This window comes from Nocardia sp. CY41 (assembly GCF_009829325.1).
In the GTDB taxonomy this organism is placed as follows: Bacteria; Actinomycetota; Actinomycetes; order Mycobacteriales; family Mycobacteriaceae; genus Nocardia.
The window spans coordinates 1-26,353 of sequence record NZ_VUOS01000044.1 but is presented as its reverse complement, the minus strand read 5'-3'; the positions used below and the strand labels follow the sequence as shown (position 1 = coordinate 26,353).

31 protein-coding genes are annotated in these 26,353 nt (G+C 66.3%); 13 read left to right on the top strand and 18 right to left on the bottom strand.

Going from position 1 to position 26,353, the window contains the following annotated elements:
• Nucleotides 1–212: 212 nt before the first annotated feature.
• The 7 genes from GVY64_RS33970 to GVY64_RS33940 all read right to left on the bottom strand — a co-directional run bounded on the left by GVY64_RS33970 (nt 213) and on the right by GVY64_RS33940 (nt 6,908).
• A complete protein-coding gene (locus GVY64_RS33970) occupies nt 213–1,022 on the bottom strand; it encodes a hypothetical protein (RefSeq protein ID WP_159850332.1) in 810 nt (269 codons plus the stop codon).
• Between the two features lie 117 nt (nt 1,023–1,139).
• Nucleotides 1,140–1,484, bottom strand: a complete 345-nt coding sequence (locus GVY64_RS38285; protein ID WP_236567466.1) for a hypothetical protein — start codon at nt 1,482–1,484, stop codon at nt 1,140–1,142.
• Nucleotides 1,472–2,332, bottom strand: coding sequence for a DUF5131 family protein (locus GVY64_RS33960; protein ID WP_159850330.1), 861 nt, complete (start codon nt 2,330–2,332; stop codon nt 1,472–1,474). Before GVY64_RS33960 ends, GVY64_RS38285 begins: the two co-directional genes overlap by 13 nt.
• Nucleotides 2,333–2,426: 94 nt before the next feature.
• Nucleotides 2,427–3,776 (bottom strand): DNA cytosine methyltransferase, encoded by a 1,350-nt coding sequence (locus tag GVY64_RS33955; RefSeq protein WP_236567465.1) that lies wholly within the window; start codon nt 3,774–3,776, stop codon nt 2,427–2,429.
• Nucleotides 3,777–4,266: 490 nt separating this feature from the next.
• Nucleotides 4,267–4,527: a hypothetical protein gene (locus GVY64_RS33950; protein WP_159850328.1), complete on the bottom strand. Its 261-nt coding sequence runs from the start codon at nt 4,525–4,527 to the stop codon at nt 4,267–4,269.
• Nucleotides 4,520–5,113, bottom strand: a complete 594-nt coding sequence (locus tag GVY64_RS33945; protein ID WP_159850326.1) for a hypothetical protein — start codon at nt 5,111–5,113, stop codon at nt 4,520–4,522. The genes GVY64_RS33950 and GVY64_RS33945 overlap by 8 nt, the downstream gene beginning before the upstream one ends.
• 568 nt (nt 5,114–5,681) lie before the next feature.
• Nucleotides 5,682–6,908 carry a tyrosine-type recombinase/integrase gene (locus tag GVY64_RS33940; RefSeq protein WP_159850324.1) on the bottom strand — a complete coding sequence of 409 codons (1,227 nt, stop codon included), beginning with the start codon at nt 6,906–6,908 and terminating at the stop codon, nt 5,682–5,684.
• Nucleotides 6,909–7,089: 181 nt separating this feature from the next.
• On the opposite strand from GVY64_RS33940, the gene GVY64_RS33935 reads away from it, so the two are divergent.
• A complete protein-coding gene (locus tag GVY64_RS33935; RefSeq protein WP_159850323.1) occupies nt 7,090–7,425 on the top strand; it encodes a hypothetical protein in 336 nt (111 codons plus the stop codon).
• Nucleotides 7,426–8,078: 653 nt separating this feature from the next.
• Here GVY64_RS33935 and GVY64_RS39270 read toward each other — a convergent pair.
• From GVY64_RS39270 to GVY64_RS33925, 3 genes are all read right to left on the bottom strand, one after another.
• On the bottom strand, nt 8,079–8,381 hold the full coding sequence (locus tag GVY64_RS39270; protein ID WP_442939671.1) for a tyrosine-type recombinase/integrase: 303 nt from the start codon (nt 8,379–8,381) through the stop codon (nt 8,079–8,081).
• A 39-nt stretch (nt 8,382–8,420) separates the two neighbouring features.
• A complete protein-coding gene (locus GVY64_RS39265) occupies nt 8,421–9,011 on the bottom strand; it encodes a tyrosine-type recombinase/integrase (protein WP_201298285.1) in 591 nt (196 codons plus the stop codon).
• 787 nt (nt 9,012–9,798) lie between these two features.
• Nucleotides 9,799–10,044: a hypothetical protein gene (locus GVY64_RS33925; protein WP_159850322.1), complete on the bottom strand. Its 246-nt coding sequence runs from the start codon at nt 10,042–10,044 to the stop codon at nt 9,799–9,801.
• Between the two features lie 430 nt (nt 10,045–10,474).
• Here GVY64_RS33925 and GVY64_RS33920 point away from each other — a divergent pair, with 430 nt between their 5' ends.
• From GVY64_RS33920 to GVY64_RS33910, 3 genes are all read left to right on the top strand, one after another.
• Complete coding sequence (locus GVY64_RS33920) at nt 10,475–11,599, top strand: tyrosine-type recombinase/integrase (RefSeq protein ID WP_159850321.1); 1,125 nt, start codon at nt 10,475–10,477, stop codon at nt 11,597–11,599.
• Nucleotides 11,596–11,937, top strand: a complete 342-nt coding sequence (locus GVY64_RS33915) for a helix-turn-helix domain-containing protein (RefSeq protein ID WP_328821048.1) — start codon at nt 11,596–11,598, stop codon at nt 11,935–11,937. Before GVY64_RS33920 ends, GVY64_RS33915 begins: the two co-directional genes overlap by 4 nt.
• A 101-nt stretch (nt 11,938–12,038) precedes the next feature.
• A complete protein-coding gene (locus tag GVY64_RS33910; RefSeq protein WP_159850320.1) occupies nt 12,039–13,118 on the top strand; it encodes a hypothetical protein in 1,080 nt (359 codons plus the stop codon).
• 157 nt (nt 13,119–13,275) lie between these two features.
• On the opposite strand, the gene GVY64_RS33905 is transcribed toward GVY64_RS33910, so the two are convergent.
• Together GVY64_RS33905 and GVY64_RS38275 are read right to left on the bottom strand one after the other, a co-directional pair.
• Nucleotides 13,276–13,479 (bottom strand): hypothetical protein, encoded by a 204-nt coding sequence (locus GVY64_RS33905; protein WP_159850319.1) that lies wholly within the window; start codon nt 13,477–13,479, stop codon nt 13,276–13,278.
• On the bottom strand, nt 13,464–13,886 hold the full coding sequence (locus GVY64_RS38275; protein WP_236567463.1) for a recombinase family protein: 423 nt from the start codon (nt 13,884–13,886) through the stop codon (nt 13,464–13,466). The genes GVY64_RS33905 and GVY64_RS38275 overlap by 16 nt, the downstream gene beginning before the upstream one ends.
• Nucleotides 13,887–14,314: 428 nt before the next feature.
• On the opposite strand from GVY64_RS38275, the gene GVY64_RS33895 reads away from it, so the two are divergent.
• From GVY64_RS33895 to mobF, 3 genes are all read left to right on the top strand, one after another.
• Complete coding sequence (locus GVY64_RS33895) at nt 14,315–15,259, top strand: hypothetical protein (RefSeq protein WP_159850318.1); 945 nt, start codon at nt 14,315–14,317, stop codon at nt 15,257–15,259.
• A gap of 38 nt (nt 15,260–15,297) precedes the next feature.
• Nucleotides 15,298–15,798 carry a type VII secretion system-associated protein gene (locus GVY64_RS33890; protein WP_159850317.1) on the top strand — a complete coding sequence of 167 codons (501 nt, stop codon included), beginning with the start codon at nt 15,298–15,300 and terminating at the stop codon, nt 15,796–15,798.
• A gap of 316 nt (nt 15,799–16,114) precedes the next feature.
• Nucleotides 16,115–17,818 carry a MobF family relaxase gene (gene mobF / locus GVY64_RS33880; RefSeq protein ID WP_236567467.1) on the top strand — a complete coding sequence of 568 codons (1,704 nt, stop codon included), beginning with the start codon at nt 16,115–16,117 and terminating at the stop codon, nt 17,816–17,818.
• Here the strand turns inward: mobF and GVY64_RS33875 are convergent.
• The 5 genes from GVY64_RS33875 to GVY64_RS33855 all read right to left on the bottom strand — a co-directional run bounded on the left by GVY64_RS33875 (nt 17,709) and on the right by GVY64_RS33855 (nt 21,027).
• Nucleotides 17,709–18,608: a hypothetical protein gene (locus tag GVY64_RS33875; RefSeq protein WP_442939672.1), complete on the bottom strand. Its 900-nt coding sequence runs from the start codon at nt 18,606–18,608 to the stop codon at nt 17,709–17,711. The two genes, mobF and GVY64_RS33875, sit on opposite strands and share 110 nt — an antisense overlap.
• 89 nt (nt 18,609–18,697) lie before the next feature.
• Nucleotides 18,698–19,573: a lysophospholipid acyltransferase family protein gene (locus GVY64_RS33870; protein ID WP_236567462.1), complete on the bottom strand. Its 876-nt coding sequence runs from the start codon at nt 19,571–19,573 to the stop codon at nt 18,698–18,700.
• A gap of 18 nt (nt 19,574–19,591) precedes the next feature.
• Complete coding sequence (locus tag GVY64_RS33865) at nt 19,592–20,272, bottom strand: hypothetical protein (protein ID WP_159850315.1); 681 nt, start codon at nt 20,270–20,272, stop codon at nt 19,592–19,594.
• The gene (locus GVY64_RS33860; protein WP_159850313.1) at nt 20,272–20,832 is read right to left on the bottom strand and encodes a hypothetical protein; all 561 of its coding nucleotides are present in this window, start codon (nt 20,830–20,832) and stop codon (nt 20,272–20,274) included. The genes GVY64_RS33865 and GVY64_RS33860 overlap by 1 nt, the downstream gene beginning before the upstream one ends.
• Nucleotides 20,833–20,874: 42 nt before the next feature.
• A complete protein-coding gene (locus GVY64_RS33855) occupies nt 20,875–21,027 on the bottom strand; it encodes a hypothetical protein (protein WP_159850311.1) in 153 nt (50 codons plus the stop codon).
• A 63-nt stretch (nt 21,028–21,090) separates the two neighbouring features.
• Here GVY64_RS33855 and GVY64_RS37455 point away from each other — a divergent pair, with 63 nt between their 5' ends.
• Nucleotides 21,091–21,423, top strand: a complete 333-nt coding sequence (locus GVY64_RS37455) for a hypothetical protein (RefSeq protein WP_201298284.1) — start codon at nt 21,091–21,093, stop codon at nt 21,421–21,423.
• Nucleotides 21,420–21,791 (top strand): hypothetical protein, encoded by a 372-nt coding sequence (locus tag GVY64_RS37450; RefSeq protein WP_201298283.1) that lies wholly within the window; start codon nt 21,420–21,422, stop codon nt 21,789–21,791. Before GVY64_RS37455 ends, GVY64_RS37450 begins: the two co-directional genes overlap by 4 nt.
• Nucleotides 21,792–21,910: 119 nt before the next feature.
• Here the strand turns inward: GVY64_RS37450 and GVY64_RS33845 are convergent, their stop codons facing one another.
• The gene (locus tag GVY64_RS33845) at nt 21,911–22,159 is read right to left on the bottom strand and encodes a hypothetical protein (RefSeq protein WP_159850309.1); all 249 of its coding nucleotides are present in this window, start codon (nt 22,157–22,159) and stop codon (nt 21,911–21,913) included.
• A 326-nt stretch (nt 22,160–22,485) separates the two neighbouring features.
• On the opposite strand from GVY64_RS33845, the gene GVY64_RS33840 reads away from it, so the two are divergent.
• From GVY64_RS33840 to GVY64_RS33825, 4 genes are all read left to right on the top strand, one after another.
• Nucleotides 22,486–23,232, top strand: a complete 747-nt coding sequence (locus tag GVY64_RS33840) for a FadR/GntR family transcriptional regulator (RefSeq protein WP_201298282.1) — start codon at nt 22,486–22,488, stop codon at nt 23,230–23,232.
• Nucleotides 23,233–23,265: 33 nt separating this feature from the next.
• Nucleotides 23,266–23,961, top strand: coding sequence for a cache domain-containing protein (locus GVY64_RS33835; protein ID WP_159850308.1), 696 nt, complete (start codon nt 23,266–23,268; stop codon nt 23,959–23,961).
• A 103-nt stretch (nt 23,962–24,064) separates the two neighbouring features.
• A complete protein-coding gene (locus GVY64_RS33830; RefSeq protein ID WP_159850306.1) occupies nt 24,065–24,280 on the top strand; it encodes a hypothetical protein in 216 nt (71 codons plus the stop codon).
• A 455-nt stretch (nt 24,281–24,735) separates the two neighbouring features.
• A partial coding sequence (locus GVY64_RS33825; protein ID WP_159850304.1) for an amino acid adenylation domain-containing protein occupies nt 24,736–26,353 on the top strand: 1,618 nt, incomplete at its 3' end.

Genomic DNA, 26,353 nt, shown 5'->3' with positions numbered 1-26,353 from the left:
GCGGACAGGCCACTGAGCATCCACGGCATGGTGAACAGGACAGGGCGGGGGTAACGGTCCATCCGGGCTTCTCCTACTGGGTCGAACACCGGCATACAGACACTGCCCCAACAGAATACGATCACCCGCCGGACGCGCCCACGGAATCACGCTGTCCGACAATCATTTTGCTCCGACTGATCTGCGAACGGCAACCCAGGTCGGCGAGGCGTTCAGTGGGTTCGTGGCTTCAGCAGCCGCCGCCACCGGGGAACCGCCCGGGCCGCGGCCGGGGCCGGGTCGCTGACTGTGTCGGTGTGGGGTTCGGTGGCCGGCCGTTCGGTCCAGGACCCGCTCTTGGTGGCACGGGTGGACCCTTCGCCCAGGACACGGGTCGCGATCGTCCACACCGCGGGCAGCTCTTCCAGCGCGGTCTCGTCGACCTCGCCGCAGGCCTGTGTGGCGGTGTCGATGTCGGGGTGCAGCGACAAATGCAGCACGGCGCCGGTCGCGGAGGTGAGGACCAGGACACCGACCGCGGTGCCAGCCTTGTCGCGTCCCAGCCGGGCTTGGTAGGCCAGATCACCGCCGGGTTCGGCGCCGAGGTGGTCGACGATCTCCACCCGGGTCTGGGCGAGCTCGAGCGCGATGCAGCGCCTCGCGATGTCCTGCTCGCCGACACCGAACTCCTCGACCAGCTCAGCCATGCTCGGCGCGGGATTCCGCGCCCAGGCCAGGATCAGCCGCTCGTCGGTCCTGGCATCCCAATAGGGCTTGTTGGCGAAGGCGTGCGCGTCGCGGGCGAGGGGCTCCCAGTCGAAACCCGGCTCCGATGCCATCTGCCGCAGCTTGCGCAAGGCCACCGCAGACGAATAGTTGTCCAGCAGCAGAAACTTCGCCCGACCGCGCAACCCGTCGAGGGAGCGGCCCAGTTGCGCCGCGATCTCGCTATCGGGGACGGAAGTCGCCAACGCGGCGAACAACGCCTGGTAGTCGTCGCCGGTCCACAAACTGCCGCGCCGATCCTGTGCCTCCGTCGTCATGTATCGAATATGCCAGATGCCGCTGACGCCAACAGGTTTCGTTCATTGCGATCACCACGGCAACAACGGCCCCGGAGCCCGCCTGGAGACGGATTCCGGGGCCGTTGCCGTGCCTGGTCAGTCGAGGTAGCGCCACCTGATCCGGGTGACGACCGTGTCCGGGGTGCAGCCTTTGTGGCTGCCGCAGAAGAACTCCACGAACGCCTCCGGAGTCATACCCGCAAACCCTTCGGCCTCGACATCCTCCGGGGAGATGAGCGCCAGGCGCTCGCGGCGGACGTCGAGGACTTCGACGTCGGCGATGGGCACCAGCGGCTCGCCGGGCTTGCGGCCCATGACCTTGCGGCACAGGGAGAGCCGGGTGCCGGGCGTCAGCGTGAGCCAGCCCATGCGGCGGGTGACGGTCTTTCTGCGGTCGCGGACCGCGTTCTCGGTCAGGGAGACCGACATCAGCCTCGGCACGATGCACTCCTATTCGTAGGGAATTCGTTCCAGATCCGGCCGTCGAGTTCGCGGCCGGCCGACTTCGGGGTGCGTCCGCCCCACTGCTTGAAGAAGAACGCCGTCCCGGCCGCCACGCACTGGTCGCGCAGGTCGCGCACCCACTCGGCGTGCAAGGGCCGGGCGTTCGGCCCGGATTCGCCGCCGACGATCACCCAGTCGATCTCCGGGGCGGGTCGCCAGTCGGCGCACTCGCCGCCGCACGCGCAGTCGAACCGGTCACCGTCATCAGGCCAGCGGCAGCCGCAGCCGCCGGGGCACGTGCGGGTGAACAGGAACCGATCCAGATCCAGCGGCCCGAGCAGCGGCTCGCACGACAAGAACCGCACCGCCACACCAGCAGTGGCGATCAGATCGGTGATGCGGTGGGTGACCGCGCCGTTCTCGACGCTGGTGCCCAGCCACAGGTTCGGCGGGAACTCCAGACCACGTTCGGCCAGCCGCCGCGCCCGCGACGGCCGCTTGGTCAGCACCTGGTAGGTGTGCTGCGGCGTGGCGGCGATGACGTCGAACACTTCCCGCACGACCTCCTCATCGACGTGCGCGTGGAACAGATCCGACATGGAGTTGACGAACACCAGCCGCAGCGCCCGCCAGCGCAGCGGGACCGCCAGCGCGTCCGGGTGCATGGTCACCGCGAACCCGGGCCCGGAGGTGCGCGGATCACCGTCGCGCTGGTACTTGTCCGATCCCATGGCCTTGGGCCGCTTGGCCATCGCCAGGGCGTAGCAGTTGTCGCAGCCCGCGCTGATGCGGTCGCAGCCGGTGACCGGGTTCCAGGTGGTCTCGGTCCATTCGATGCCGGTCATTTCAGGTTGTGTCCTGTCTTCTGGTTGTAGATGGTCTGCTGAGATCTGGTGCGCGGGGATCACGGTCGGCCCCCGGCAGTCGGTGTCGGGACGCTCATGCGATCGCCTCTGCGGTGTGCAGCACCGCACGCAGCCGTTGCCCGATCCAGGCGCCGACCGCCGGGGAGACGGCGTTGCCGAATCCGTCGACCTGGTCGCGTGCGGTCCCCCAGACGACGAACTCGCCGGTGTGGCCGGGGAAGTCGGTGTCGAATCCGCAGCCGCGGCCCACTTCGTGGGCGGCCATCATGCGGAAGTAGCAGTCCTCCAGCGCGAGATCGGCCAGCGCAGCTCGCCATCCGGCGGTGAGAAGGCCCGTGGTATCGCGGGAGGTCAAGGTCCCGAACGGGTCGATGACCGGGTGGGGTGCGGTCTCGGTCCCCGAGGGCCCGTTCTGCTTGTACCAGCCGCCGAACAGCAGGGCCTGCGACGCGGACGAGGTGATGGTGCCCAGGGGGTCCGCGACCGGGTGGGCGCGGTACTTCGCTTCGTCGATGGCGCCGTTGTTCTTGATCACCCCGGCGGCGGTGAGCACGCCGGGGATCTGCTCGGAGGTGACAGTCGGCATCGCTTCGGCGTAGGTGGTCGGCAGCGTGTTCTTCCGGAACGGCACCACTCCCGTCGAGAGCAGACTCAGCGTCTGCGAGCCGCCCTGGGTGGGCAGCGGGTCACTGGCACCGCGCGGTGCGCCCTGGAAGTTGTTGACCGCGAGCAGCACCGCCTTCTCGTGGGTGGAGGTCACGGTGTCCATCGGGCGGCTCAAGTGCTGGCCGTCGCCGTTGTGGCGGTGCGCGGCGAACACGTGCCCGGTCCACAGCAGCGCGGTTTCCTGCTGGCTGGTCTGGGTGGCCAGGGGCTGGCTCAGGGTTCGTTCGGTGCCGTGCACGCTCTTGGCGGGCATGAGGATCGCCGGGAATTCGGCGAACTTCGCTCGGCAGCGTTCCGCGCGCGCCATCGTCGCGGGCCGCAACGGGCGCTTGCGGTCCCCGATCCGGGTGCCCAGGTTGGTGAGGTCCAGCGCGTGCAGTGACGGTGTCATCGTCGGCACGACCTCGCGGTGGCAGCGCGGGCACCGGTAGTTGTACTGGGTGCCGTAGCGGACCGCGCCGGTCGGCGGCACACCGGTCTTCCACGACCACACCGCTTCCACGACCTCGTCGCAGTGCCCGCACCGCGCCAACGGCCGATGATCCAGATCCGGCGCCAGCAGACGGCGATCCCAGAAAACGATGTACAGCCGATCCCTGCTCTGCGGTACCCCGAAGAACATCGAGTTCAGATACAGAATCTTGTGCTCGTAGCCGAGGTTGCCGAAGGCGCGCAGCCACCACCGGTACGTCGACCCGTCACCGACCTTGCGGCGGCCCGGAATCGCCGGACCCATGAGGGGAGTTCGGTCGTGCACTCGACCAGGATCATGCGCGGACGATTCCGATCCGCGTAGTGCAGCACGCAATTGGCGGTCGCCCGGTCCCGCTCGGAGCGGGTCACGCGATCCTCGTAGTCGGGGTCGTCCAGATCGAACAGGCTCACGCCCTGCTCGTAGGCCTTCTGCGTGTTCGCCTGACTGTGGTTCACACACGACACCCCGCCACCAGCAGATCCGCCGCGGGCAGGTCGCGGGGCAGAGTGATAGTCCGCCGCATCCGGATCGACGAGGTCTGCGATCCAGTGCTGCGCGTGCGGGTGGTTCGCCTCGTGGACCTCGACTTTTTCTCTGCACTTTGCAAGCCAGGTCGTGGGGTTCAGGTAGTAGTTGCCGATAGTCCAACAAGTTCGGCGCCGGTTTCTGGTCATGATGGGTCGCCGGTTCAGCCCGCAGGTCCTGCAACGCCGCGACCACGACCCCCGACGGCGGCATCCGATTCTTCTCGGGCTATCGGGGACTGGTCACGTCAGTCGCGGTTACCGGGGTGTAGGTCAGAAACGGAGGGAAGGTTGTCGTAGTCGATGGGTTCGTAGTCGATCGAGTCGTCGACGGGTATAGGGTTGTGTTTCCAGCGTGTGATCTCTGTGTCCCAGTTCGCATATGCGGGGTCGTCGGGACCGATGGCGATTGAACCGTGGATCATAGAGCCGTCGGGTTCTTGTGTGAAGTAGCGCAAAAGGATACGCCCGTCGTCGAGACGCCGGGCCAGAGGATGCCCTTCACTCATCTGTGATGCCGAGTCTCGAGTACTGGGTCTGGTAATAGTCTCTCAGGTGAAGGCCGGCGGCGACGGAGTTGAGGAACGCCGGTTGCTTGGAGCTTCCCGGCAGGGCGGAGCCATCGGGTTGATGGGTGGCGTTGAACCAGGCGAAGCCTTCCGCCCAGAGTTCCCTTTGCCCTCTGAAGTCGTCGGGCTGGTTGAAATAAGCAGCGGACCCTGGGCTTGTCTCTTGTATGAGCGGGAGAACTCTGGCATGAACCTCGATGAACGCGGGTGACGAGCCCCGCCAACCGATAGCGGGGTCAAGAGCATGGGCGAACTCATGCACCGGTGTATCAACGCTTCCACCACGACCGAAATCCGAGCCGCGGCCCAAGAGTATTGCTCTATTGGGAGCGTCATACACGCCGCTGGGGTCGTCAAAGGTCGAACCAGCCGACCAACCCGTTGGCGCAGTATCGCGGTTCTCTGTAGACCATGCTGGATGGCCCAATTTCAACAGGCTGCTATCACCGAGCCAGATTCCGCCGTGGGGTTTTTCTTTCATATAACGCGCGACGATTCGGTGCAACTTCTCCGGTACCGATGCCAACGAGCGAGCGTATGCGCGGGCTAGGGCCGAGCCGTCGGTGTGATACCGATCCTGGTACGTGTTTCTCAGGAACTCGTCAGCAGCGGTTGCCCCTACTGGGTGGTGAGGATCGTGCCCTCGGTCACCGGGAGTCTCGGCCAACCCGGCGGGCAACGTCTGGTCGGCGTGTGTGACCCCCGAGACCGCAGCCCGAAGACCGTCCGCTGCATGAGACAGTGGAGCTGCCCGCAGTTCCCCAACCTTCGGCATCGAGCGGAATACCGCGTCATATACGTAGCCCCACGTTTCTCGGAGCGACTTTCCGGTCATGGCTGGATCAGGTCACACCGTTGGTCCGATACGAGAGGTCACTGTACCGGCCGGTTGAATGTACTTTGCCCCTGTTCAGGGGCCAGTGTCGCGTCCGGCTGAATACTGGCCCTTTGGTCGCTGTCATCATTGCTGTCACTGTATTCGCTGGTAACAACCGGTGGCGAGTTCAGCGACTGGCGTCGCGGCGCGCCGAGATGCCGACTATCCGAGTCATCGTCATGTGCAGCGCTGTCTCCTCCCCACTTCGCAAGCCAGATCATGGTCGCGTCGATGCCGGCATGCCGAGTGTCACGGGGCCGTGGCAGCGGACTCGCTCGGCTTCCTTTCGTTTGTCTCGCAGGAAGGTGAGGGTCAGGTCGATGCCTTCGAGTTCGCCCAGCCATCCTTCGGCTCGTGCTCTGGATTGCCGGGCGAGCAGATCGGTTTCGATCTCTTCGAGCCGGGGCAGCATTTTGGGGTCGATGTGGAGCATCGGGCAGCGGATGCAGGCGTGTTCGTGTGAGCAGGGGGTTGCGTATGGGCGGCCGCAGTTGCCGAGTTCGAGCTTGCGTTTGTCGAAGTGCTCTTCGAATTCGGTCCATTCGGTGTCGGTGACCGGCTGGTATTCATGTTCGGGTCGCATCGCTCGGCGGCGTGCAAGGTGGCTTTGGTAGTGGCGGACGACGTCTTCTTGAAAGACCGCGACGTAGCCGCGAGTGGTTTCGAGGTTGAGGTGGCCCAGCAAGGCGGCGCCGATATGGATGGGCAGTCCGTGGTTGACCATATCGGTGGCGAACAGCCGCCGAAAGTCGTGTGGGGTGAAGTGGCGCTCGGCGAACTCGGGGTGTTTGTCGGCGAGCCTGACGCAGGTCCGGCGGAGCATTTCACCGACCGCGCCGGGAGCCATGACCTCGTTGCGTTGACCGATGTGACGCTGGAACAGAAACGGCTGCGGCTCGCTGGTGATGCGCTCGTGGACGTCGTAGCGGGTCGACAATGGGACCGTCGGCTGGTCGCGGGTAAGTCGGTGGATGATGCAGGCGATGACGTGGAACAACTCGACCGACATCGGGATGACGCGTTCGCGATCGCTCTTGGACGGGGCGACCACCAGCAGCGCGATGACCTCGCCGTTGGGCCGCTGGTATTGCCGGATGCTGAGCTGCGACAGTTCGAGCAGCTCTTCGTTGCGGAGTCCGGTGTGCCGGAGGGTTTCGACGATTGCCCAGGACCAGAACGCCGTGTCCTCGAGCAAGGTCACGTTGATCGCCTGCCCGCTGCTTTCCTCCCGGACGCGGACGTTGGCCTGCCCGTGTCGCCGTTGCCGAGTCCGGTCGCCGGAAGTGAACAGGCGTCGATAGAGGCGCGAGTCGACGGCGATCAGTTCGTCAGCGGCAGCGCGGGATGCGGCGGTCAGTAGCTCGGTCGTGTGCCGACGCTGGTATTCGACATGTTCGACCAGCAGGGGAAGAAGTGGTTTGAGAGACCGGGTGCGGTCGGCCATGCGCTCTCGGGTGCGACGCCGCCGTGTTGCGCCGGCTCGGGTTTCCCGGCTCGGGATGGGACAGGGCGCAGCCCATATCGCCCAGCGCTCGGGCTCTTGGGTAGCCCATGCTTGCAGGTCGAACTAGAGAGCGCGGACCGCCATTCAGCACGCCGTCCTCACCCTTGCGGAGCTTGCCGTCGTGGCGGACGCGCAGAGCCTGCCGCCACTGCTGGTAGATCTGTTCCGACAGCCGCAGATCCGTTTGCGCCGGGTTGATCTTCTCGATCTGATTCCAAAAATTGAGAACCAGGGTGGTAGCCAAGCTCACCACCGACGAGTAGTCCAGGTCATAGCTTCGCCGTTCCAGGTAGTCGATCAGCAGCTGCCGAACCGGTCGGTTGACAACCGGGTATTGGTCGACGAGTTCGGCGGTGCTCAGTTGTGGCTGTCGCAGGGCCGCGCGCAGCGTGGGCGGCGCCGACGGCGGGAAATGCCCGGACTCGTGCAGGTCCGCCAGGCCAGATGCCCGACGTAGTGGGAGTAGGAGTAGGCCGCCAGCCCGGAGTCGCGTGTGGTGCGGGCGTAGTGCAGGAACGCCTCCGGCGTGAGGTCGGCGAAGGCGATCCCCTGGGTGTGAGCGTGGTGCAGACGTCGAAGAGCGCTCGCCGCCGGAAATGCGGGCTGGTCTCGGCGGCGGCGACCGCAGCGAAGAAGGCGTCGAGCTGCGGGTCGGCTTGCGCGATCCGGAAGCGTTCCGGATAGTCGCGGAACTGGTTGGCCCGGAACGCCTCCAGCGTCGGCGCGATGATCCGCATACTGATCAGCGCTTCCAACGCCTGCGTCAGTTCGGTGCCCTGGTCGCTGGTGGCGGCCAGATCCCGGACGGGGCAGCCTCGTCCGTTGAGCCCGCTGGATTCCCACCGCTGCTGCCAGCTGTGTCCGGGAAACTCGCCCATATGCTGCAACAGATGCCGCAACCCCTGATCGCGACTGGAACAACGGGCCAGCGGTCGCGACCAGACAGCCTTCGCCGCCTCACGGATCTCGACTGCCGCGGCGTCGTCGAGGACACCGCAAGGCCGTGGGGCAACAGCAGGTGCCGGGGCCGGGGCAGCGATCACGACGTGGCGGATGAACTTGGTTGTGCGGATCTCCGGGCGGACCGGCCGCTGCCGGGCCCGTGTCTTGTCAGCCACCGAACACCGTCCGGAAGTCCTCGGGGTCGTATCCGGGAGTGAAACTCTGCTGCGGCCGCGGCCGACTGTAATGCTCGGCCAGCTTGTCGTGCAGCTCCTCCACCCGCGGCTGCAAATACCGGGTCGTCGTGGACAACTGCCGGTGACGAAGCACCGCCTGGACCTCCGGCAACGTCAACGCCGGGTCCGCCGCCATTCGAGCAGCAGCCGTGTGCCGCAAATCGTGCAAGCTCCAGTTCGTGCCCAGCCGCTCGTTGGCCCGCTGCAACACCCGTCGCATCGCCCAACAGGACAACGGCCGAGACTCACCCCGCAGAGTCCGCCAGACCGGCGCCTACGGCGCCGGCGGCCCGAACTTGCCGAAATAAAGCACCAGATACCGAAACGCCTCCGCCGCCCCCGGAACAGCTTCCAGCACCCGGCTTCCCTTCGACACCACCCAAACCCGCTGACCAGCCCAGTCGATGTCCCGGCCACGCAGGCCGAGCAGTTCGCTGGCGCGGGCGCCGCTGGAAACGAAGAACGCGAGCAAGGCACGGTCTCGGTCGTGGGTCATCTCGGCGAACACCTCGTCCCACAACCGATCGGGAATCGAGCGTGGTGTGCGATCGATCGCCTTCTGGCGCAGCGGCGCTCGCCGGAACCGGACCTCTGCTTCGATCGGACTGCGGTGCGCCAGAACCCGACGCCTGTCGGCGTCCATCGGCACCGGATTGACCAGCGGCCCACGACCGAAATGAATGTGGAAGGTGTAGAACGCCGACAGCACCGACAATGTATGGTTCACCGTCGCCGGCGCATACCCCGTGCCCAGCGTCGGTTTGCCGGTGCGCAGGTTCACCGACCCGGCCACGCCCCCCACAACACTCTTGCGCTCACGCTGCGGATTCCGCGCGATGCGCATCCACCCGACCAGCAACTCCACTTCGCCCCGAGTCGCACGCTCCGATCCGACCTCGACCAACCGCAGCAGACGCCACCAGCGCAGCAGGTCATGACCATAGGATCGGCCGGTCAACGGACTCGCGTCGGTAAGCGCCAAATCCCGCAGAAACTGCTGAACTCCTCGATCTCCCGACCCACGTCGTCCACGACCACATACGGCAACGACGGCTGGTCACCCTCCAGCACCGCACCGATCCTCGGCAACGAGATCCGGCCGTCGAGAAGGGCACGACGTACACTTGCAGTGTCAAAACTGTGCAGTAATAAAACTGTGCAATGCGACTCGGTGGACTGCTACAGTTTTGACACTGCAAACCTGTCCTAGACTCGTCGGCGATGCTGTGAAGCCCTGACAGAAAGCGACTTCCGAATGCCGCCCGACCCCACCCGAACCCGGCCGGTCGAACACTTCGACCTGGCGGACCGATCCGCGCAGATCCGCCAGGCCCGCGCCGACGGCGAGCAGCTCCCCGCCGGCCGCCTGCTCGGCCTGCCGGAACTGCCGAATGGGGACATGTGGGTCGACATCGCCGGGGTCGAGGCGATCACCGAATTCCCCTCGCGCACCGCCACCGGATGGTTGGCGCGCCGAAGAAGGCCCCCTTCCCCGCCCCCCACCGCATCCTGTATCGCCTCTACTGGCCGCTGTCGGTCCTCGAGACCTGGCACGAGGACTACGCGCGCGGAGCCTGACCGGCCACGCACCACCGACATAAGAACAGGACGGAAGAGGTCCCACACTGGCATCGGGGCCTCTTCTCGCCCGGTCAGATCAGGATCACCAGCACGACGAACACGAGCAACACCAGGAGCGCGCGCGGTACCCACCAGAACGTGCTGCGGCGGAACGGGGTCAGGTCGATCACGCCCTCCCGTTCCAGCTGGAGAAGTCGCCCCGCCGCGGCCATCCTCTCCGGGGTGATCGCAGGCGGCTGGGGCCGCCGGTACGGGCAGTAGGGAGTCTCGTGCCATCCGAGCATGCAGTTCGTGCACTTGAACCGGTATTGAGTCATCCCGCCGCACCCCCCTTCCCTCCGGCGCGCGCCCGCTCGCGGTCGAGCACCGTCTCGGTGTGGTGTGAGCGTAACGGTGAAGCTCCGGAGCTGTCGGTAACTCACACCACCAGTGCCCACATCCAAACTCTCTACCCCCGCGATCCTCATCGCGTTTCCTCCCCCAAACCCACTCCAGCCAGCGCACTTCCACCCATCTGCGCTAGGCTCCACCTACCACCCTTCGAACACATGTTCACACCTCTTGCATTCATGGGCATAACCGGGACTATCGACTAAAAGGTGACCGTCTGGCGGCAGTGCTGGTGGACTATCGCTGATCGTATGCGCGACACGATTCCGATGACCTGGTGGTCCTTGACTTCGTCGCGAACCCGGCTACTTTGAGGCGACATTGTCGCTTTTCCGTTGACGGTCGGGAGCGGGTTTGTTGAACAAGATTCCTGGTGCTGCGGGGCTGGTTCTGGTCGAGGGTGTGCGGCATCTCGATGAGCCTGCGGCGGTGTTCGACGGCATGCTGGCGGGTTGGACGAAGCAGCAGGCTGCGCGGATGCTGTCGCGGTCGACGATCGATCCGCGCATCAAGTTGGTGCGCCGGTTCGTGGAGTTCACCGGTTCCTACCCGTGGGCGTGGACGGCGGCGGATGTGGAGGACTTCACGGTGTCGCTGACCTCGGAGACGGGCGGACGGTTGGCGGTGTCCACGATCCGCGGCTATCACCTGACGTTGCGGATGTTCTGCGACTACTTGACCGATGCTCGCTATGAGTGGGTTCGCCAGTGCCGAGACCGGTTCGGGCAGGTGCCGGTTCAGGTCTGCCACGAGTGGAACACCGTGGTCCATCTGACCGACTATGAAGGCCGGCCAGGGCGACGACCGTTGTCCTACAGCGAGTTGCAGCAGTTGTTCGACTTCCTCGATGACCGGGTGGAACGGATCGCCGGGTCAGGGCGCAAGGGGGCGCTGGCCGCGTTGCGTGATGCTCAGATGGTCAAAGCCGCGTATGCCTATGGGCTGCGCCGCAACGAGTTGTGCCGGTTGGATGTGGTGGATCTGCGGCCGAATCCGCACGTGCCCGAGTGGGGCACCTACGGGTCGGTGCATGTGCGCTACGGCAAGTCCACACGTGGTGGTGTCCCGCGTCGGCGGACCGTGCTGACGGTGCCGGAGTTCGATTGGGTGGTGGCCGGGATGCGGCAGTGGGTCGAGCACGCGCGACCGATCTTTGCGGCCGGGGATCATCCGGCGTTGTGGCTGACCGAACGCCTGACCCGGATCGATGCCCACTTCCTGGAGAGACGGTTCGCCCGGATCCGCGGCGAGGCCGGCCTCGAGTCCGATCTGACACTGCACTGTCTGCGCCATTCCTACGTGACGCACCTGATCGAGTTCGGGTATCCGGAACGGTTCGTGCAGGAGCAGGTGGGCCACCATTTCGCGTCCACGACCGCGATCTACGCCTCGGTGAGCAGCGACTTCAAGAACAAGACGCTGCGTTCGGCGCTGAGCAGGGTCTACGCACCGAAACACGGCAGGGGGAAGGAGGACCGGTGACCGGTCGACGCCTCGTCATGCGCTGGCATCTTCGTCAGATGATGGCCACCCGCGGCATGTTCCAGACCAGCGAACTAGTCCCGCTGCTGGCCGAACGCGGGGTGAATCTGACCCGCCAATACGTGCACCGCCTGGTCACGACGGCACCGCAGCGGATCAATACCGATCTGCTGGCAGCGTTGTGTGACATCCTCGACTGCGAACCCAACGACCTGCTCGAACCCGCCGTCGAGTACGACCAAGTCGCCGCCACCGGCACCGACACCGCCGCCGACGAGGGCTTGGAAATCGGTACTTTGCGGCCGATTCGGGCAACAGTGCGCCGGCCGCAGCCCTGATGGGGCGGCGACCCGTGCCACCGAGGAGCTGCCCGCAGTGCGGGCGATCGGCGAAACACACGCGCGTGTTCCTCGAACAACGTCTCTGCGAAGCGTGCTGGATGCGACGACGGCGGACGGCGCAGATCTGCCCGGGATGCGGTGAGCAGAAAGTCCTGGCTTTCTACGACGAGCAACGTCGGCCGGCCTGCACAGCCTGCACCGGCAACACCTCATCGTTCGCCTGCCGCGACTGCGGCCGCGAGGACAACGTCTTCGGCGCCTGCTGCGCCACCTGCACCCTGCGTCACCGCCTCACCGCCCTGCTGTCGGACGACACCGGCCAAGTCCATCCACAGCTGCGACCCGTCTACAACACCCTGCTCACCGGACCCCGACCACAAACCACGCTGTACTGGTTGACGCGACGCTCCTCACGCCCGGACATTCTGCGCCTGATGGCGCGCGGCGAAATGGCCATCAGTCATGCCGCTTTCGACGATCTGCCCTGCAACCGGAACGTCAACTACATCCGCGACCTCCTCGCCGCGACCGGTGTTCTGCCGCCCTACCAGCCACTCGTCGCGCGGATTCCATCGTGGCTCGGTGACCTCCTCACCGCGCAACTGGAGATACCGAAACCTCCGACGTCGCTGCCGGAGGTCGTGCTGTCCGACGAGCAGCGGTGGGATCACGTCGAAACCCTGCTCCACGACGACACGATCCACCTCTACGCCCGCATCGGCGGCCTGTTCATGCTGCTGTTCGCCCAGCCGGTCTCCCGCATCTGCCGCATGCGCGCACACCAGATCACCACCCACACCGACGCGGTGACCGTCACGTTCGACACCGAACCCATCGAGCTACCCGACCCCCTGGACCAGCTCATCCGTGACCACCTCACCCGCCCCGGATGGGCCTCCTACGTCAGTCGCCCCGACCAATGGCTGTTCCCCGGCGGGGTTCCCGGCAAGCACCTCACCACCGAGAGCATGCGGTCGCGGCTGGTCGCCCGCGGCATCCACCCCTCCCACGCCCGCAAGGCAGCCATGTTCCAGCTCGCCGCCGCAATGCCCGTTCCCGTCCTCGCCGATCTACTCGGACTCGCCCCACAAACCGCCGTCCGATGGGCAGCACTCTCCGCCCGAGACTGGGGCCAATACACCGCGATCCGGCACGATGGAGTTGCGGCTGTGCGGTAATGCCGCAGACGATCGTTCTATTCGGTGTTCCCCGCTCGGCCAGGAACGTATCGAGCAGGTCGAACACGACCTCGAGAACGCAGTTCCTGTCCCGGGGTGTGAGAGAAGGTCGCGGGTGGCGGCGTGGGTCGCCTCGGTTCCATCCGAGCTGCCGTTGCTACCGTTCGCTATGCCGATCCCATGGCGAGCAGCCGCCGAATCGTTTGAGCAGTTCCTGGGCAAGCATGGCCTCGGGCCTGCTGCGGTAACCGATGTCGAGGCGGCATGGCGTGCGTTCGTCGAGTTCTCGCAAACGGAGATCGACGGGATCGCGCCGGCCGACGAAGACGGTGATGGATTCATCATTCAATGGGGTCGGCATTCCTGGGACAACAACCGTCTCGGCCTCACGCTGACCAGACAACTTGCTGTGGTCGACCCCGGCGAGCAGATCGAAGCCGATGATCCCGACTGGCAGCACCTGTGGCAAGTCGAGCTGACGATGGCCTTCGACGACGAGCCGGCCTCGGCCATGTTGCGGGCGAATCGATCGAACTCGGCCGTGGTCAAGACGACCTGCCGTCCGGTGACGGCCGCCGCGGCCGAGGTGACTGCGGCGAGGGCGTTGTCGAGGCCGGCGCGGTTGCGGCGGGTGGTGCCGGAGAAGCCGGTGTCGATGAAGATCCGTTCGCGCGGGACTCCAAGCGCGAGGAGCTGGTCGGTTTGGATCTCGACGTCTTGTTCGTCGGTGGAGCAGCGGCAGTATCCGACGCGGAACGGCTCACCCATGCCGAAAAGTGTTCCAGATAGCGGGGGTTCATCGGAATGGTTCGCGGAACACCTCTACGGAACACCCGTGAGCTGGTCGGCAATCCGCACGCTGTGGTGTTCCGGTGGGCGATCGGCTAACGGAACACCCAAGACACCGAACGACGCCAGTACCAGGCCGCTACTTTGCACTTCCTGACAGCTTCAGGATCCCTGGGCCAACCCCCGCCCGGTGCGGCGCAAGTGGGAGCCATCTCAGACCGTCACCCGGGGGGCCAGCAGGGGCTGTCAGAGCAGATACCCACCAGGAGCTGCTATTCCCAGAGTTGGAGATGCTGTCGCTGATTTCTGCTTATACCGCGGACAGTATGAGTCAGACGATTCGCTGGTGCGAGCGAGACAAGGGTACGGGTTGTGCTCCTAGGGAGACCGAGAAATGGAGGTCAACCATGCGTGCCCGAGTGCTGCTGACTCGGGTGTCCGACAGTATTGGTGCCGCGCTTGGGCGGGCAACCGGAACTGTCTCTGACCGCTGGAGGTCGTTCGCGCACGTAGCGGGGGACAACGTTGGTGGACTGACCTCAAGCGACGCGGGCAGTGGCCTGCTGATCGCACGATCCAATCTCGAGGGGAGGGGTGGGTCGGGGCCGGGCACATTCGCCGGTATCGGTGAGGGCAAGATGGTGTCGTTCACGCCCCGTGAGGTGAAGAGCATCCCGCTCAAGGGCGCCGATGGACGAGTGATCGGCACGGCGTTTCCCAGCAAACCCACCGACGAGAAATGGGTGACGACGTGGGCTTCCAGCGAGATAGATGTCAACGGGATCAAGGCGAAAGGCGGCGATTTGTTCGTCGTTCCCGCGCACGAGCAGCCTCCCGGCACGGATGGAAAGCGGCGGTTCCAGTACAGCGAACCGCAGGCCGCACCATGGCTCGAGGACGTCATGGCATCCGGCAGGCTCCCGATCTACACCTTCGCCCATGCCAACCCGGAACAGTTCGTCGTCAGCGTCAACAAGGGTTCGTGGCTGCGACCGAAATGGACGAATGTACACCTCGACGGCGACACCTACGCCCGGCTACTGATGGCCGATAAACATTTCACACAAGCGGCGGGCACCAACCCGGGCGCGAGCGTGGTGATGCTTTCGTGCGAATCCGCAATCGAGACAGGGGTGCCAGGTGGCTCAGTGGCCCGGGCAGCCGCCGAACATCTCCACCAGCATGGTGGCGCTACAAGCAATATCTACGGCGCTACCGGAGATGTGATCTTGCCCAAGCCACAGGACAACCTCTCCGAGTTAGCGGTTGTGCAGCACTACGACGACGCAGGCAACCCCCTCCCCCTGTTCGAAAAGTTCTCCCCTCCGAGTCCGGGTAAGCCCAGTCCGTAGTGATCGCAGAGCACTGAGAGGTCCTCATCGTGGAACCAATGCCCGGCGCTGTCCGGCGAGACGACTGGTTCGTCCTTCTCGACCCGACATGGCAAACCGAAAACCCATCAGGCGATCCACCTGTGGAGGCGATCGTCGGAGGCTGGCGGCTCGACAAAAACGGAAGTCTCGGTCCGTTCCAGTCGAACCCCCGCTATATCCCCCGCAACGACTCGACCCCGACCGACCCCATTGATGCTTTGCTGCGACTGATCGCCAACGGAGACGACTGCAGCGACCAGATCATCCCAACCCTGCGCAATACCGTGGTTCAACTCGCATGCGACAGCCAGGACCAGCTGTGCATCGCCCCCGCACCAGACGACGTGACCTGTGCACTCGTCGTCACTGCCGAGGTCCACAAGCAACGACTGAACGTGCCACACTGGTGGGCGATCCTCGGCGCTCAACTGCCAGAGGTGATTCCTGTCGGCATCGACGTCTTGTTCAATCCCGGTGGCGAGCACCAGTTCCGACTCACCACCGAGGCAATTCGGTAGCCGAACCTGCTGAACGGCGTACCGCACGATGCCCCGAATTAGGGCACCGTGACGGTCAACGATCCGGCCAATCGCAACAGGTCGTCGTAGTGCTCGGCGATCAGATCCAGATTCAACTTTCGCGTCAGCAGCGGTCCCGTGTGCGGGTCCGGCCGCGGACATCGCCCCGCCGACTCCCACCAACCTGCTCGCCGCCACCGAGACAGTCAAACCCAAGCCGAATAGACCAAGGTTGGAATACTCCCCCTCCACCGACACACCGGCTGTGTGGGTTTGACCTGCGAATGTCGCGATTGTCCGTACCGTCGGTTATGTGATGTCTCCGCACAGGCTCAGCGCGGACGCTGGTGTCGACTACTACACGAGATGCGTTGCGGTGCATGACGGCCACGAGCGGGGCCGCGCGAGCCTGTCGGACTACTACTCCGATCGCGGTGAAGTGCCGGGGATCTGGCTGGGTTCGGGGCTGGTGGCGTTCGACGACATCGCCGCCGGAGATCCGGTCGACGAGAAGCAGATGGCCGCCTTGTACCGGGAGGGGCGTCATCCGAACGCGGAGGCGATCATCGCCGCCCGCCTCGCGGCCGGGGACTTCGCGGCCGCTGCCCGCAAGGCCACACAGCTAGGGCGGCCGTTCTACCGGTTCAAGGTGCCGGAGGGCAGCTTTCGGCACCGCGTGGCCGAGGCCCTGACCGCGTGGAATGTCGCTGCGGGCCAGGCCGAGGACGCGCCCGTGCCGAAGGATGTGCGGGAGGAGATCCGCACGCGAATCGGGCGGGAGATGTTCACCCAGGAGCACGGTCGTGAACCGCGTGACGGGCCGGAGCTGACCGACTGGATGGCGCGGCATTCTCGTCCGGAGCGCCGGGCCGTCACCGGTTTCGACCTGACGTTCTCGGCGGCGAAGTCGGTGTCGGCGGTGTGGGCGTTGGCGCCACGGGAGATCGCGGAGAAGATCGAGGCCGCGCACGCCGCCGCGATCGCGGATGCGTTTTCCTGCCTCGAAAGACATGGCTGCTACACGAGGTTGGGCACCGACGGGGTGCGTCAGGTCGATACCGAGGGCATGATCGCGACCGCGTTCCTGCACCGTGATTCCCGCGCCGGTGACCCGAACCTTCACACCCACGTTGTGGTGTCGAACAAGGTCAGGACGTTGGCTGGGCGTTGGCGGGCGCTGGATGGCCGGATGGTCTACCAGCATGCCGTCACCGCCAGCGAGATCTACAACGCCCGCCTCGAGCAGCATTTGGGCGACGCGATCGGCGTCCGGTTCACCGACCGGCCCGCCCGCGACGCCAGCAAGCGCCCGGTCCGCGAGATCGCCGGTGTCGCGGGCGAACTGATCGAGCTGTGGTCGCAGCGCTCGACCAGCATCCGCGCCGAGCTCGCGACCCTGACCCGCCAGTTCCAGGCCAAGCACGGCCGCGCGCCGATCCCGGCCGAGGTGTGGAAACTCGCCCAACAGGCCACCATCGCCACCCGGGCCCGCAAGCACGAACCCCGGCCCTGGCCGAGCAGCGCGCCACCTGGGAGCACGAAGCGATCGAGCTGCTCGGTTCCCGCGCTGCGGTCGAGGAGCTGCTCACCGACACCCTCGCACCCGGCAGCCTGGAGCTGCCGGAGGTTGATGAGGCGTGGATCGAGCAGACCGCGCGCCGCGTCGTCGACACCGTCGCCGCCCACCGCGCCACCTGGAAGCTCAACCACATTCGCGCCGAGACCGAGCGGCAGCTGCGCGGCCAGGTCAGCACCCGGCAGTGGGCGCAGGTGGCGGAGCGGGTCGTCGCGGTCGCGCTGGCCGAGCCGTGTTCGATCCCGCGCGGTGTCCCGGATCCGGTGCCCGCGGTCGGGGTGCTGCGCCGCCGTGACGGCACCAGGGCGCGACGGCGACACCGTGATCGTGCACTTTATGGACCGCCTCGCCCGCAAGCGGCGAAGCCCACCACCACCAGGGTGCTCAGCGGCCCCAGGCTGGCGCGAGCGGCGACGAGGGAGACGGCGGCAGCGGCGGCGATAAGCATCGGCTGCAGCACGAGCCGGAACTGCTGCACTCCGAAGTCGTATTCCACTTGGAAGACCGACAGTCCGATGAGCAGGCCGCCGAAGGCAAAAGACCGCAACAGCCACATCAGCCTGCCGTCGGCTCGGTCCGGGTCGGGTCGGCTGTGCCTGCCCTCGAACTCGAGCAGCAGTACACCGACCAGCGACAGACCGGCGCCGCCGATGAGCATCAGATGCGTCGGCCCCCAGAGCGTGACGTCCTGCCCGAACAGCCGATGCCAGACGTCGTCGAGCGGGAAGCCGATCAAGGCGTAGAGGCCGGATCCCGCGATGAGGATGCCGCCGACCGGCGCGTACCAGGTGCGGGTGATGCGCACCGCCGCGGCGCCGGGCTTCTCGTCCAGTGGCAGCACGATCGCCGCCATCCCTGCGGTGAACAGGAAGAACAAGCCCGCCAGAATGAAGTAATGCGCCGGATTGGCCAGCGGCCCGTTGTCCCGGCCGTTGCCCACGTGCAGGCTGACGTCCCAGATGAAGCCCAACAGAGCGGTGAGGATCGTCGCGAGGAACATCGCGAGCGGCAAGGCGACCCAGCCCGGGCGGTTGAACAGTCGCCCGAGGCGATCGGCGAGCCGCTGGAGCCAGGTGATCCGGCGGGTGCGATGCAGATAGCCGACCCACAGCAAGACGAGAGCGACAAGCCCGGCAGCGCCGGTCATGATCGCCACTTGGTCCAGCGCCGCTCCGCCGCCCTCGGCGCCCGGCGCGGCGAACCATGCGACCGTTTCATGCGCCGCGTCGCGCATGGGAGACCTCCATCACAGGAAAGAAATATGTGTTACGAACGGTACCACAAACTGTCGGGTAGCGGCTCGGATTCGTCCGGCGATCGTGATCAGCCGACGATCGGCAGGTCGCGTTCCTCGTCCAGCCTGTTGAGCGCGCCCTGCATGATTCCGGTGACGTGCTCGTAGGCCGCGTCGAGATCGAGTTCGGCACCGAATTCAGCCCGCAGATCGATCGTGTCCAGGAATTCGACGGTGATCTTGCTGGGCAAGGGCAGATGTCCGGCGAGATCACCGATGTCCAGTCCCCAGGGCAGGGCGATCGAAATCGGGAACACCTTCAGGCGCAGCATGCGGTCCAGCCGCAGCCAGCGGGCGATCCGGTCCCCGCGGGTGAGCACCAGCTGGGTCTGCTGCGCACCGATGTTCACCACCGGCACGATTGGAACACGTTCCTTCCAGGCCAGACGGAGGAAACCGGTCCGGCCGGCGAAGTCGACGCGATCCTCCTCCCGGGTCGGGCGGTGCACCTCCCAGTCGCCGCCGGGATAGACCAGCACCGCCGCGCCGGCGCGCAACGCTCGCTCGGCGTTGCCCGGGTCGGCGCTCACCGTGCCGAAGCGGCGCAGCAACGAGCCGATCACGGGGTAGGCCATCACCATGTCGTGGGCGAGTTGGAAGAAGGGCCGGTCCGGGCCGAAACGGCGGACGAACGCCAGAGTGGTCACCATGACCTCCGGCGAGACGTTTCCCCCGGAGTGGTTGCTCACCAGCAACACCGGACCCTCCGGGGGAATACGTTCCAGGCCGCGCACCTCCGCCCGGAAGTAGAGGCGGACCAACAGCCAGCCGATGTCCATGGTGTCGGCGATGAAGCCGGGGTCGCGATCGGCGGGATCGGCGGTGGGAACCCGCGCCTTCACCTGCCGCGCGACCCAGTTCGCCGCTTGGTCGACCGTTCCGGTGGCCATTCGCAAGACACTCATGGACGACGACTTCCGCGGCTAGCCGCCGATCGAGAGCAGCTGGTCGAAGAACGACCGGTACCCGCGCAGCGCCTGCCGGAGGCCTTCGGTGTCGGAGGTGTCTCCGCGCCGCTCGTCCAGTTCGCGTTTGCGCTGCTCGTAGGTGGTGGTCAACTGGTGGATGATGTCGCCGAGCAGTTCGTCCGCCCGGTGGACGGCGTCGCGCGGACTGTCGACGAAGGTGACCTGGACCTCCCGCCACTGCGTGCGCAAGCGATCGCGATCGGTCTCGGCGAACAGCGGCACGGGCTGCTCTTCCGCCGCGGCGGCGGACTGGGTGACACCGGAGCCGATCGCCGAGCCGGCGGGAACCGCTTGCTCGGACGTCGCGACGCCGCTGCGGCCGGAGTCTTCGAGGTGCTCGGGGCGTTCGGTGGTCGGTGCGTGTTGCCCTGCCGAGACGTTCTCGCGGAGCGGTTCGGATTCGCGGGCCCCGTGAACGGGCGTCTGCTCGGTGGTCGATGCGCCCCCGGCCGCGTCGACCGATTCCATGCTCGCCGTTTGCTCGGCATCGTGCCGGGCCGCGCCGGGCTCGATTTCGGGACCATGGCCGGTTTCGCCGGTTCGGTCGTATCCGGACTCGGCGCGGGTCTCCCCCGCCTTCGCCGAATCCTGCTGTGCTTCAGTGGTGTAGGTCCGCCGCTCGGACTCGGTGCTCATTACTTCACGTCCTTGTTTTCCCGGCCGGCCACGCCGACCAAGTCCTGAAACAGTTCTCGGTAGTGCACGATCGCCGAGCGACGATCCTCGGTGGACACCGCGCTGCCCGCCGGGCGGGTCGCGATGTCGTGCGCCGCGCGGTAGTGGCCCAACGGCTCCGCATGCTCGACGGAAAGATCCGCCAGTTGCTGCTCGTAGTTCTCCGTGGGATAGCCGCGCTCGGCCATGATCGTGGTGACGAGGCGGTCGGCTTCGGTCAATGCCCCGGCGGGGTCATCGATGAAACGTTCCTGTACCTCTACCCAGCGGGTGGAATAGACCCGCTTCTCGTCCTCCGACAGTTCGCGTAAGCGCAACTGCGCATGCCGGCGTTCGCGTTCGGCGAGTTCCTGCTCGGCGGTCTTGCGGTCGTCGAGTTCCTGGACCGTCCGGTCGTACTCCGGTCCGAACCTGCGGCGTAGTCGTTGCCTGCGCAGCGTCGGGACCACCAGCAACGCGACAATGGCCGCGAGGACGACAATGGCGATGACGACGATGATCACCCATGCTCCAGTCGACATCTGAACCTCCTTGTCGAGCTTCTTCGCTCGGGTAATGCCTCCTCACGGTGGTTCCAAACACATGTCCAGCAAGCCCTCGCGGTGATAGAGCTCGTTCGCGGCGGTCACCTGCTCCTCGTCGAGTTCGACGCCGAGACCGGGTTGTGACGGCAAGGTGGGCAGGCCGTCGGCGATGCGGTAGGGCGACCTGCGCAACCGGAAGCCGGGCTACGCGGTGAGCATCATCGAGGCGGGTATGAAGGTGATCGGACGCCCGGCGTGATCACCGGTGTCGGTCAGCTGTGCACGAGCCCGGGCTTGGTCTTCCTGGCCGACGGCCCCGCCGCCGACGACTTCGTCGACGCGGCGAGCGCGGCGGTCGCCGCGGGCTCCGGTGCACCGATGCTCAACCCCGGGATCGCCGCCGCGTTCGCCGCGGGGGTACGCCGCCTGGCCGACACCGAGGCCGTGCGGACAGTCGCGACGGGCGGCCACACCGGGGCCGCCTGCACTGGCGTGCCGCAGTTGTTCGTGACCACCGGTGAGCGGTTCCTGGCCGACCGGGAGCTTCAGGAAGAAGTGTTCGGACCGCCTCGGTCATCGTCCGGGTGAACGGTCCACAGCAGTTCGCCGCTCTCGTCGACACGCTCGAGGGCCGGCTCACCGCCACGGTGCACACCACGCCGGCGGATCGTGAACTGGCCCGGGCCTTACTGGACAAGCTCGAACTGATCGCGGGCCGGGTGCTCTTCGACGGCTGGCCGACCGGTGTCGAGGTGGGCCACGCGATGGTCCACGGAGGCCCGTTCCCCGCGACCAGCGCGCCATCGACCACCTCCGTGGGCAGCCGCGCCATCGAGCGCTTCCTGCGCCCGGTCGCCTATCAGAACGTCCCCGACGACCGCCTCGCCGACGAGATTCGCGCGGACGACCCGCTCGGCATCTGGCGGCGCGTGGACGGGGCCGTCACGCGGGACTGAGATCCAGTCCACGCGGGTACGAAGCTGCGCGCCCGGCCTCGGAGCCTGGCGCGCAGTCGTCCGCGTCGCCGACCGAGTCCGGCACGACGCCTAGCGTGCGTGGCGGGGTGTCCGCGAGTTCACGCCCATGCGGGCCGGCCGCACAGGGGCGGGATGAGCTTCGCCCAGAATTCGCGGCGCACCGCGTCCCACAGCCTTGTCAATTCCGGAAGGAGTTCGCGTGCCTGCGCGAGATCGGGATAGTTCCCCGGGCCGAAGGAGGCGACCGGCGAGGCATCGCAGGTCTTGTCCACGGAGACGATCGCGATCAGGTGGTGCTGGACAAAACGCCACGTCACCCGCACGCCGTCGACTTCTGTGTGGTGCATATCAGGCATGTCCGCCGTCCCGGGCCGACGACTCGTCACGGTTGCGGAGACGCCGCTTCGGGTGCTCGCTATGACTGCTCTGGCTCTCGCACATGGAGAAATCCTGCTTCGATCGTGATACCAACGCGTCCGGGTGCCCTGGTGGGCAGCTTCACGACCTATAACATAAGACATTAGATGTCATAGCTCAAGGGAGGTCGGGAAACGATTGCGTCGCGTTCGCTGCCGCCGACCGCGCCGCACCGCTGGTGTACCTCTAATTTCAGAGTTCATATTTCAAGTGTTCGCGACTAGGATCGGGGGTACAGCCCCATCGAGGAGTCGCGTTGTCCAAGCAGGAGAGCGCCGGTCTGACCGCTCTCGGCGCCGTACTGTCGCCGCTGGAGGGCGGCGGCCCGAAAACCGACGCCGTGGTACAGCGCCTGTGTGCTGCCATCAGCCTCGGTCTGATGGCCGACGGTCAGCAATTGCCGAGCGAGACCGATCTGGCCAACCAACTCGGCGTGTCGACCATGACCCTGCGGGAGGCGTTGGCAGTGCTCCGGCAACGCGGCATCGTGCACACCAAGCGTGGACGCGGCGGCGGGAGCTTCATCCGGGGCGCGGCGGACGTCCTGGAGGGCGCCTCGGTAGCGCGGTTGCAGCAGATGAGCATCCAGGAGCTGCGTGACCTGGGCGACGAACACTTCGCCGTCACCGGAGCGGCGGCCGTCTTCGCCGCGCGCCGCGGGGGGCGGGCCGATATAGCTCGCCTCCGGTCTCTGGCGGATCGGCTGAAAGCCAGCAGTGAACCCATTTCGGCGCGCCGGGCCGACAGCCGCTTTCATATCGAGATGGCGGTGTGTGCGCAATCCACCCGGCTGACGCGCGCGCAGGTCGCTCTGCAGGCCGAGCTCTCGGCCTTGCTCTGGTTGCCCCGGCTGAATCTGGATCCGGCGACGGAGGCCGTCGCTCATCGCGATCTGGTGGATGCCATCGAACAAGAAGACGACACCCGGGCGAGAGAACTGGCAGAATCACAGATCGAATCACGAATCCGCCGCCTCGTGGCCCTACGTTTGGAACTCAGTTGATCGATGCGGGATTCCGATAACTTTTCCACTCCGGTGACTGTCGAGTCGCTCGCCGACGCCGTCACCGAACTCGCCGACGAGGTCTATCAATCGCTCGGGACGATCGGTGCCGGGCTGGCGGCGCTGTGGGAAGGGTTGACCGAGAAGCTGCGGCAGACCCCCGGATCGACCGATCTGGCGCCGCTGCGCGACACCATCGTCGCGGAGCTCGAGCGGCGCGGAAAACTGTTCGCAGGCGCGGGCTTGGTGATGGCCGACGCCGTTCTCGCCGATCGTCCTCGATATCTGGAATGGTGGTCGATCGACGCGGACCGCGGACCGCAACGTCTCGTCCTGGAATTGAATCCGCAGAACGAGTACTTCTACGACTACACGGTCATGGAATGGTTCGAGATCCCGCGCGACCAGGCACGGCGCTGGGTGCACGGTCCGTGCCTCGATTACGCCTGCACCGATCAGTACGTCTGCACCTTCGCTCTACCGGTGACGGCCGGATCGGGCGCCTTTCTCGGAATCGCCGGGGCCGACGTTCCGGTCGCATCGATCGAGGATTTCCTCCTTCCGCGATTCCGGGAATTCGATGATCGGGTACTGCTGGTCAACAACGAGGGCCGCGTCATCATGGGGACCGATCCCGAATTCACCACGGGATCCAAGACGAGCCGGATGAACCCGCCTACCGCGGCGGTGCCGATCCAAGCGGTGCCGTGGTCGTTGCAACCGCTGTGATCGGCCACCGCTGAGCAACGACGCGCACCGGCGGCGCCGTGCCGGTGCGCCCCGATGACTGGGGTCGTGCGGCGCGGTGGCATTCGCCGAATACTCCTTGCTCATGAAGGCGATCACCGCGAGCCTCCTCGTGACGGCCACAGTCCTCGCACCGCTATCGACCGCGTCCGCCGCGCCGCTCGAGCAGCAGGCGACCATCGCGGATACCGGGTCGGCCTCGGCGGGATCGGCCACCCAAGCGCTGTGTCTGCTGCTACGCATGTTGCGCGCCGGATATGTGGACAGCTCGGGCGGCGCTCCCGCTTGCACCTTCCCCTGATGCCGCGGGCAGCGGCCGGCTGGGGCGCAGCCCGGAAGGCCGCGGTGGCCGAGACACGAACCTTCTGATACGGCCGGGATGCCGTTGCGACGGTTCCTGCGGCTCGGCATCTCGTAGACACGCCGCACCTCCTCCCCCCACCGGAGCGGAGAGGCGCGTACGCCGCACGAGCAGGCCGATCGAGGCGCATCATGGGGGTCTGCGCTGCATTTCAGCACTTGGTGGGCGAAAGGTGTGAAACACAGCATAATTCGCCAGGCGCTGCAGTATGCCGTGGCGTGGGTGGGTGACCGGCTGTGTACTGTCCCCCGACGGGGGCAGAGGGTCTGGTGCTTCTCGTGAGAGGAGCACCGGTCTGTCTGCGACACCATTGCGAGCAAGTAGCGAGGTTGTGGGTTGGATCGATGGTGTTCGGCCAGGAAAGCCGGCGCCACCTGAGTGAGAAAGCACGGGAAATGAAGATGGACCGCCGTTCCGCGCGTGGAAACCGCCGTCGCCGTTCCAGCGGTCTGCTCTTCGGGCAGCTGCTCACCGGCGCGGTCGAATCCGCCGCCGACACGGTCGCGATCCGATTCAGCCCGACAGGCGATTCCGCCGATACCGTCGAGCTGACCTATCGGCAGCTCGACGAATCGTCATCGCGGTTGGCGCGCGAGCTGATCGACCGGGGACTCGGCCCCGGCGACGTGGTGGCCATCGGCATTCGCCGCTCCCTCGAGTCGGTCCTGTCGGTGTGGGCCGTTGCCAAGACGGGCGCCGCCTACGTGCCTATCGACCCCACCTACCCGCCTGAGCGGATCGCCTACATGGTGTCCGATTCCGGAGCCGCGTTGGGCCTGACCACTTCCGCATACCGTGCGGCGCTGGGTACTTCCATCCCGTGGATCGAACTCGACGATCCGGGAGACAACGAGCGAATCGCGCGGCGGCCCGCACACCCGGTGTCGTACACCGATCGGGTCCGGCCGCTCACCGAACATCATCCCGCCTACGTCATCTTCACCTCCGGCTCGACCGGACGGCCCAAGGGCGTCGTGGTCACCCACGCCGGGTTGGGCGCGATGGTGGCCTCCGAACGGGAGCGCTACGACGTCGCGGAAGGCTCGCGGGTGATGCACATCTGCTCGCCGAACTTCGACGTGTCGGTGCTGGAACTGCTGCTCGCTTTCGCCACCGGATCGACGCTGGTGATCGCGCCGCCGACAGTGTTCGGCGGGTTCGAACTCACCGAACTCCTTCAGCGCGAACGCGTCACCCACATGCTGATCACGCCCGGCGCGCTCGAATCGGTCGATCCGGCGGGTCTCACGGACCTGCGTGTCGTCATGGTCATCGGCGACCGGTTCGGCCCGCACCTGGTGAACCGGTGGAGCGGTGACGGCCGCGCGATGATCAACGGCTACGGTCCCACCGAGGCGACGGTCATCGCGACCAGCAGCGCGCCCCTCGTGCCGGGTGAGATGATCACGATCGGCAACGCGATACCCGGATTCGGCCTGTTCGTGCTCGATTCCCGCCTGCGCCCGGCCCCGGCCGGCGTGGTCGGCGAGCTGTATCTGTCCGGCCCCGCGCTGGCGCAGGGCTACCTCAACCGGCCGGGCCTGACCTCGGAGCGATTCGTGGCCAATCCGTTCGGCGGCGAGGTCGGCAATCCGGGCTCGCGCATGTACCGAACCGGCGACTTGGCCCGCCGCCTGAGCACGGGCGGTATCGAGGTCCTGGGTCGCTCGGACTTCCAGGTGAAGGTCCGCGGTTTCCGCGTGGAACTGGGCGAGATCGATGACGCGCTGAGCCGCCATCCGGATGTCGAGTTCGCGGCGACGCTGGGCAAGCGGCAACCGAACGGTCTGACCATGTTGGTGTCCTACGTGCTGCCGAAGGACGACACGGTAGGCGTCGACACCGCCGCGTTGGTCGACTTCATCGCCGAGTCCTTGCCCGCGTATATGATTCCCGCGTCGATCATGGTGCTGGACGAGATTCCGTTGACGCCGGTGGGGAAGTTGGATCGGGCGGCGTTGCCGGAGCCGGTGTTCGCGGCGCGGGCGTTCCGGGCGCCGTCGACGCCGGTGG

Bases quoted from the DNA above. Each gene is read 5' to 3' on its own strand.
- GVY64_RS33970 (WP_159850332.1), bottom strand. From the start codon at position 1,022: ATGACGACGGAGGCACAGGATCGGCGCGGCAGTTTGTGGACCGGCGAC.
- GVY64_RS33960 (WP_159850330.1), bottom strand. From the start codon at position 2,332: ATGACCGGCATCGAATGGACCGAGACCACCTGGAACCCGGTCACCGGC.
- GVY64_RS33950 (WP_159850328.1), bottom strand. From the start codon at position 4,527: ATGAGTGAAGGGCATCCTCTGGCCCGGCGTCTCGACGACGGGCGTATC.
- GVY64_RS33940 (WP_159850324.1), bottom strand. From the start codon at position 6,908: ATGGCCGACCGCACCCGGTCTCTCAAACCACTTCTTCCCCTGCTGGTC.
- GVY64_RS33925 (WP_159850322.1), bottom strand. From the start codon at position 10,044: ATGACTCAATACCGGTTCAAGTGCACGAACTGCATGCTCGGATGGCAC.
- GVY64_RS33910 (WP_159850320.1), top strand. From the start codon at position 12,039: ATGCGACGACGGCGGACGGCGCAGATCTGCCCGGGATGCGGTGAGCAG.
- GVY64_RS33905 (WP_159850319.1), bottom strand. From the start codon at position 13,479: ATGCCGACCCCATTGAATGATGAATCCATCACCGTCTTCGTCGGCCGG.
- GVY64_RS38275 (WP_236567463.1), bottom strand. From the start codon at position 13,886: ATGGGTGAGCCGTTCCGCGTCGGATACTGCCGCTGCTCCACCGACGAA.
- GVY64_RS33895 (WP_159850318.1), top strand. From the start codon at position 14,315: ATGCGTGCCCGAGTGCTGCTGACTCGGGTGTCCGACAGTATTGGTGCC.
- GVY64_RS33890 (WP_159850317.1), top strand. From the start codon at position 15,298: ATGCCCGGCGCTGTCCGGCGAGACGACTGGTTCGTCCTTCTCGACCCG.
- mobF (WP_236567467.1), top strand. From the start codon at position 16,115: ATGTCTCCGCACAGGCTCAGCGCGGACGCTGGTGTCGACTACTACACG.
- GVY64_RS33875 (WP_442939672.1), bottom strand. From the start codon at position 18,608: ATGCGCGACGCGGCGCATGAAACGGTCGCATGGTTCGCCGCGCCGGGC.
- GVY64_RS33870 (WP_236567462.1), bottom strand. From the start codon at position 19,573: ATGAGTGTCTTGCGAATGGCCACCGGAACGGTCGACCAAGCGGCGAAC.
- GVY64_RS33865 (WP_159850315.1), bottom strand. From the start codon at position 20,272: ATGAGCACCGAGTCCGAGCGGCGGACCTACACCACTGAAGCACAGCAG.
- GVY64_RS33860 (WP_159850313.1), bottom strand. From the start codon at position 20,832: ATGTCGACTGGAGCATGGGTGATCATCGTCGTCATCGCCATTGTCGTC.
- GVY64_RS33845 (WP_159850309.1), bottom strand. From the start codon at position 22,159: ATGCACCACACAGAAGTCGACGGCGTGCGGGTGACGTGGCGTTTTGTC.
- GVY64_RS33830 (WP_159850306.1), top strand. From the start codon at position 24,065: ATGAAGGCGATCACCGCGAGCCTCCTCGTGACGGCCACAGTCCTCGCA.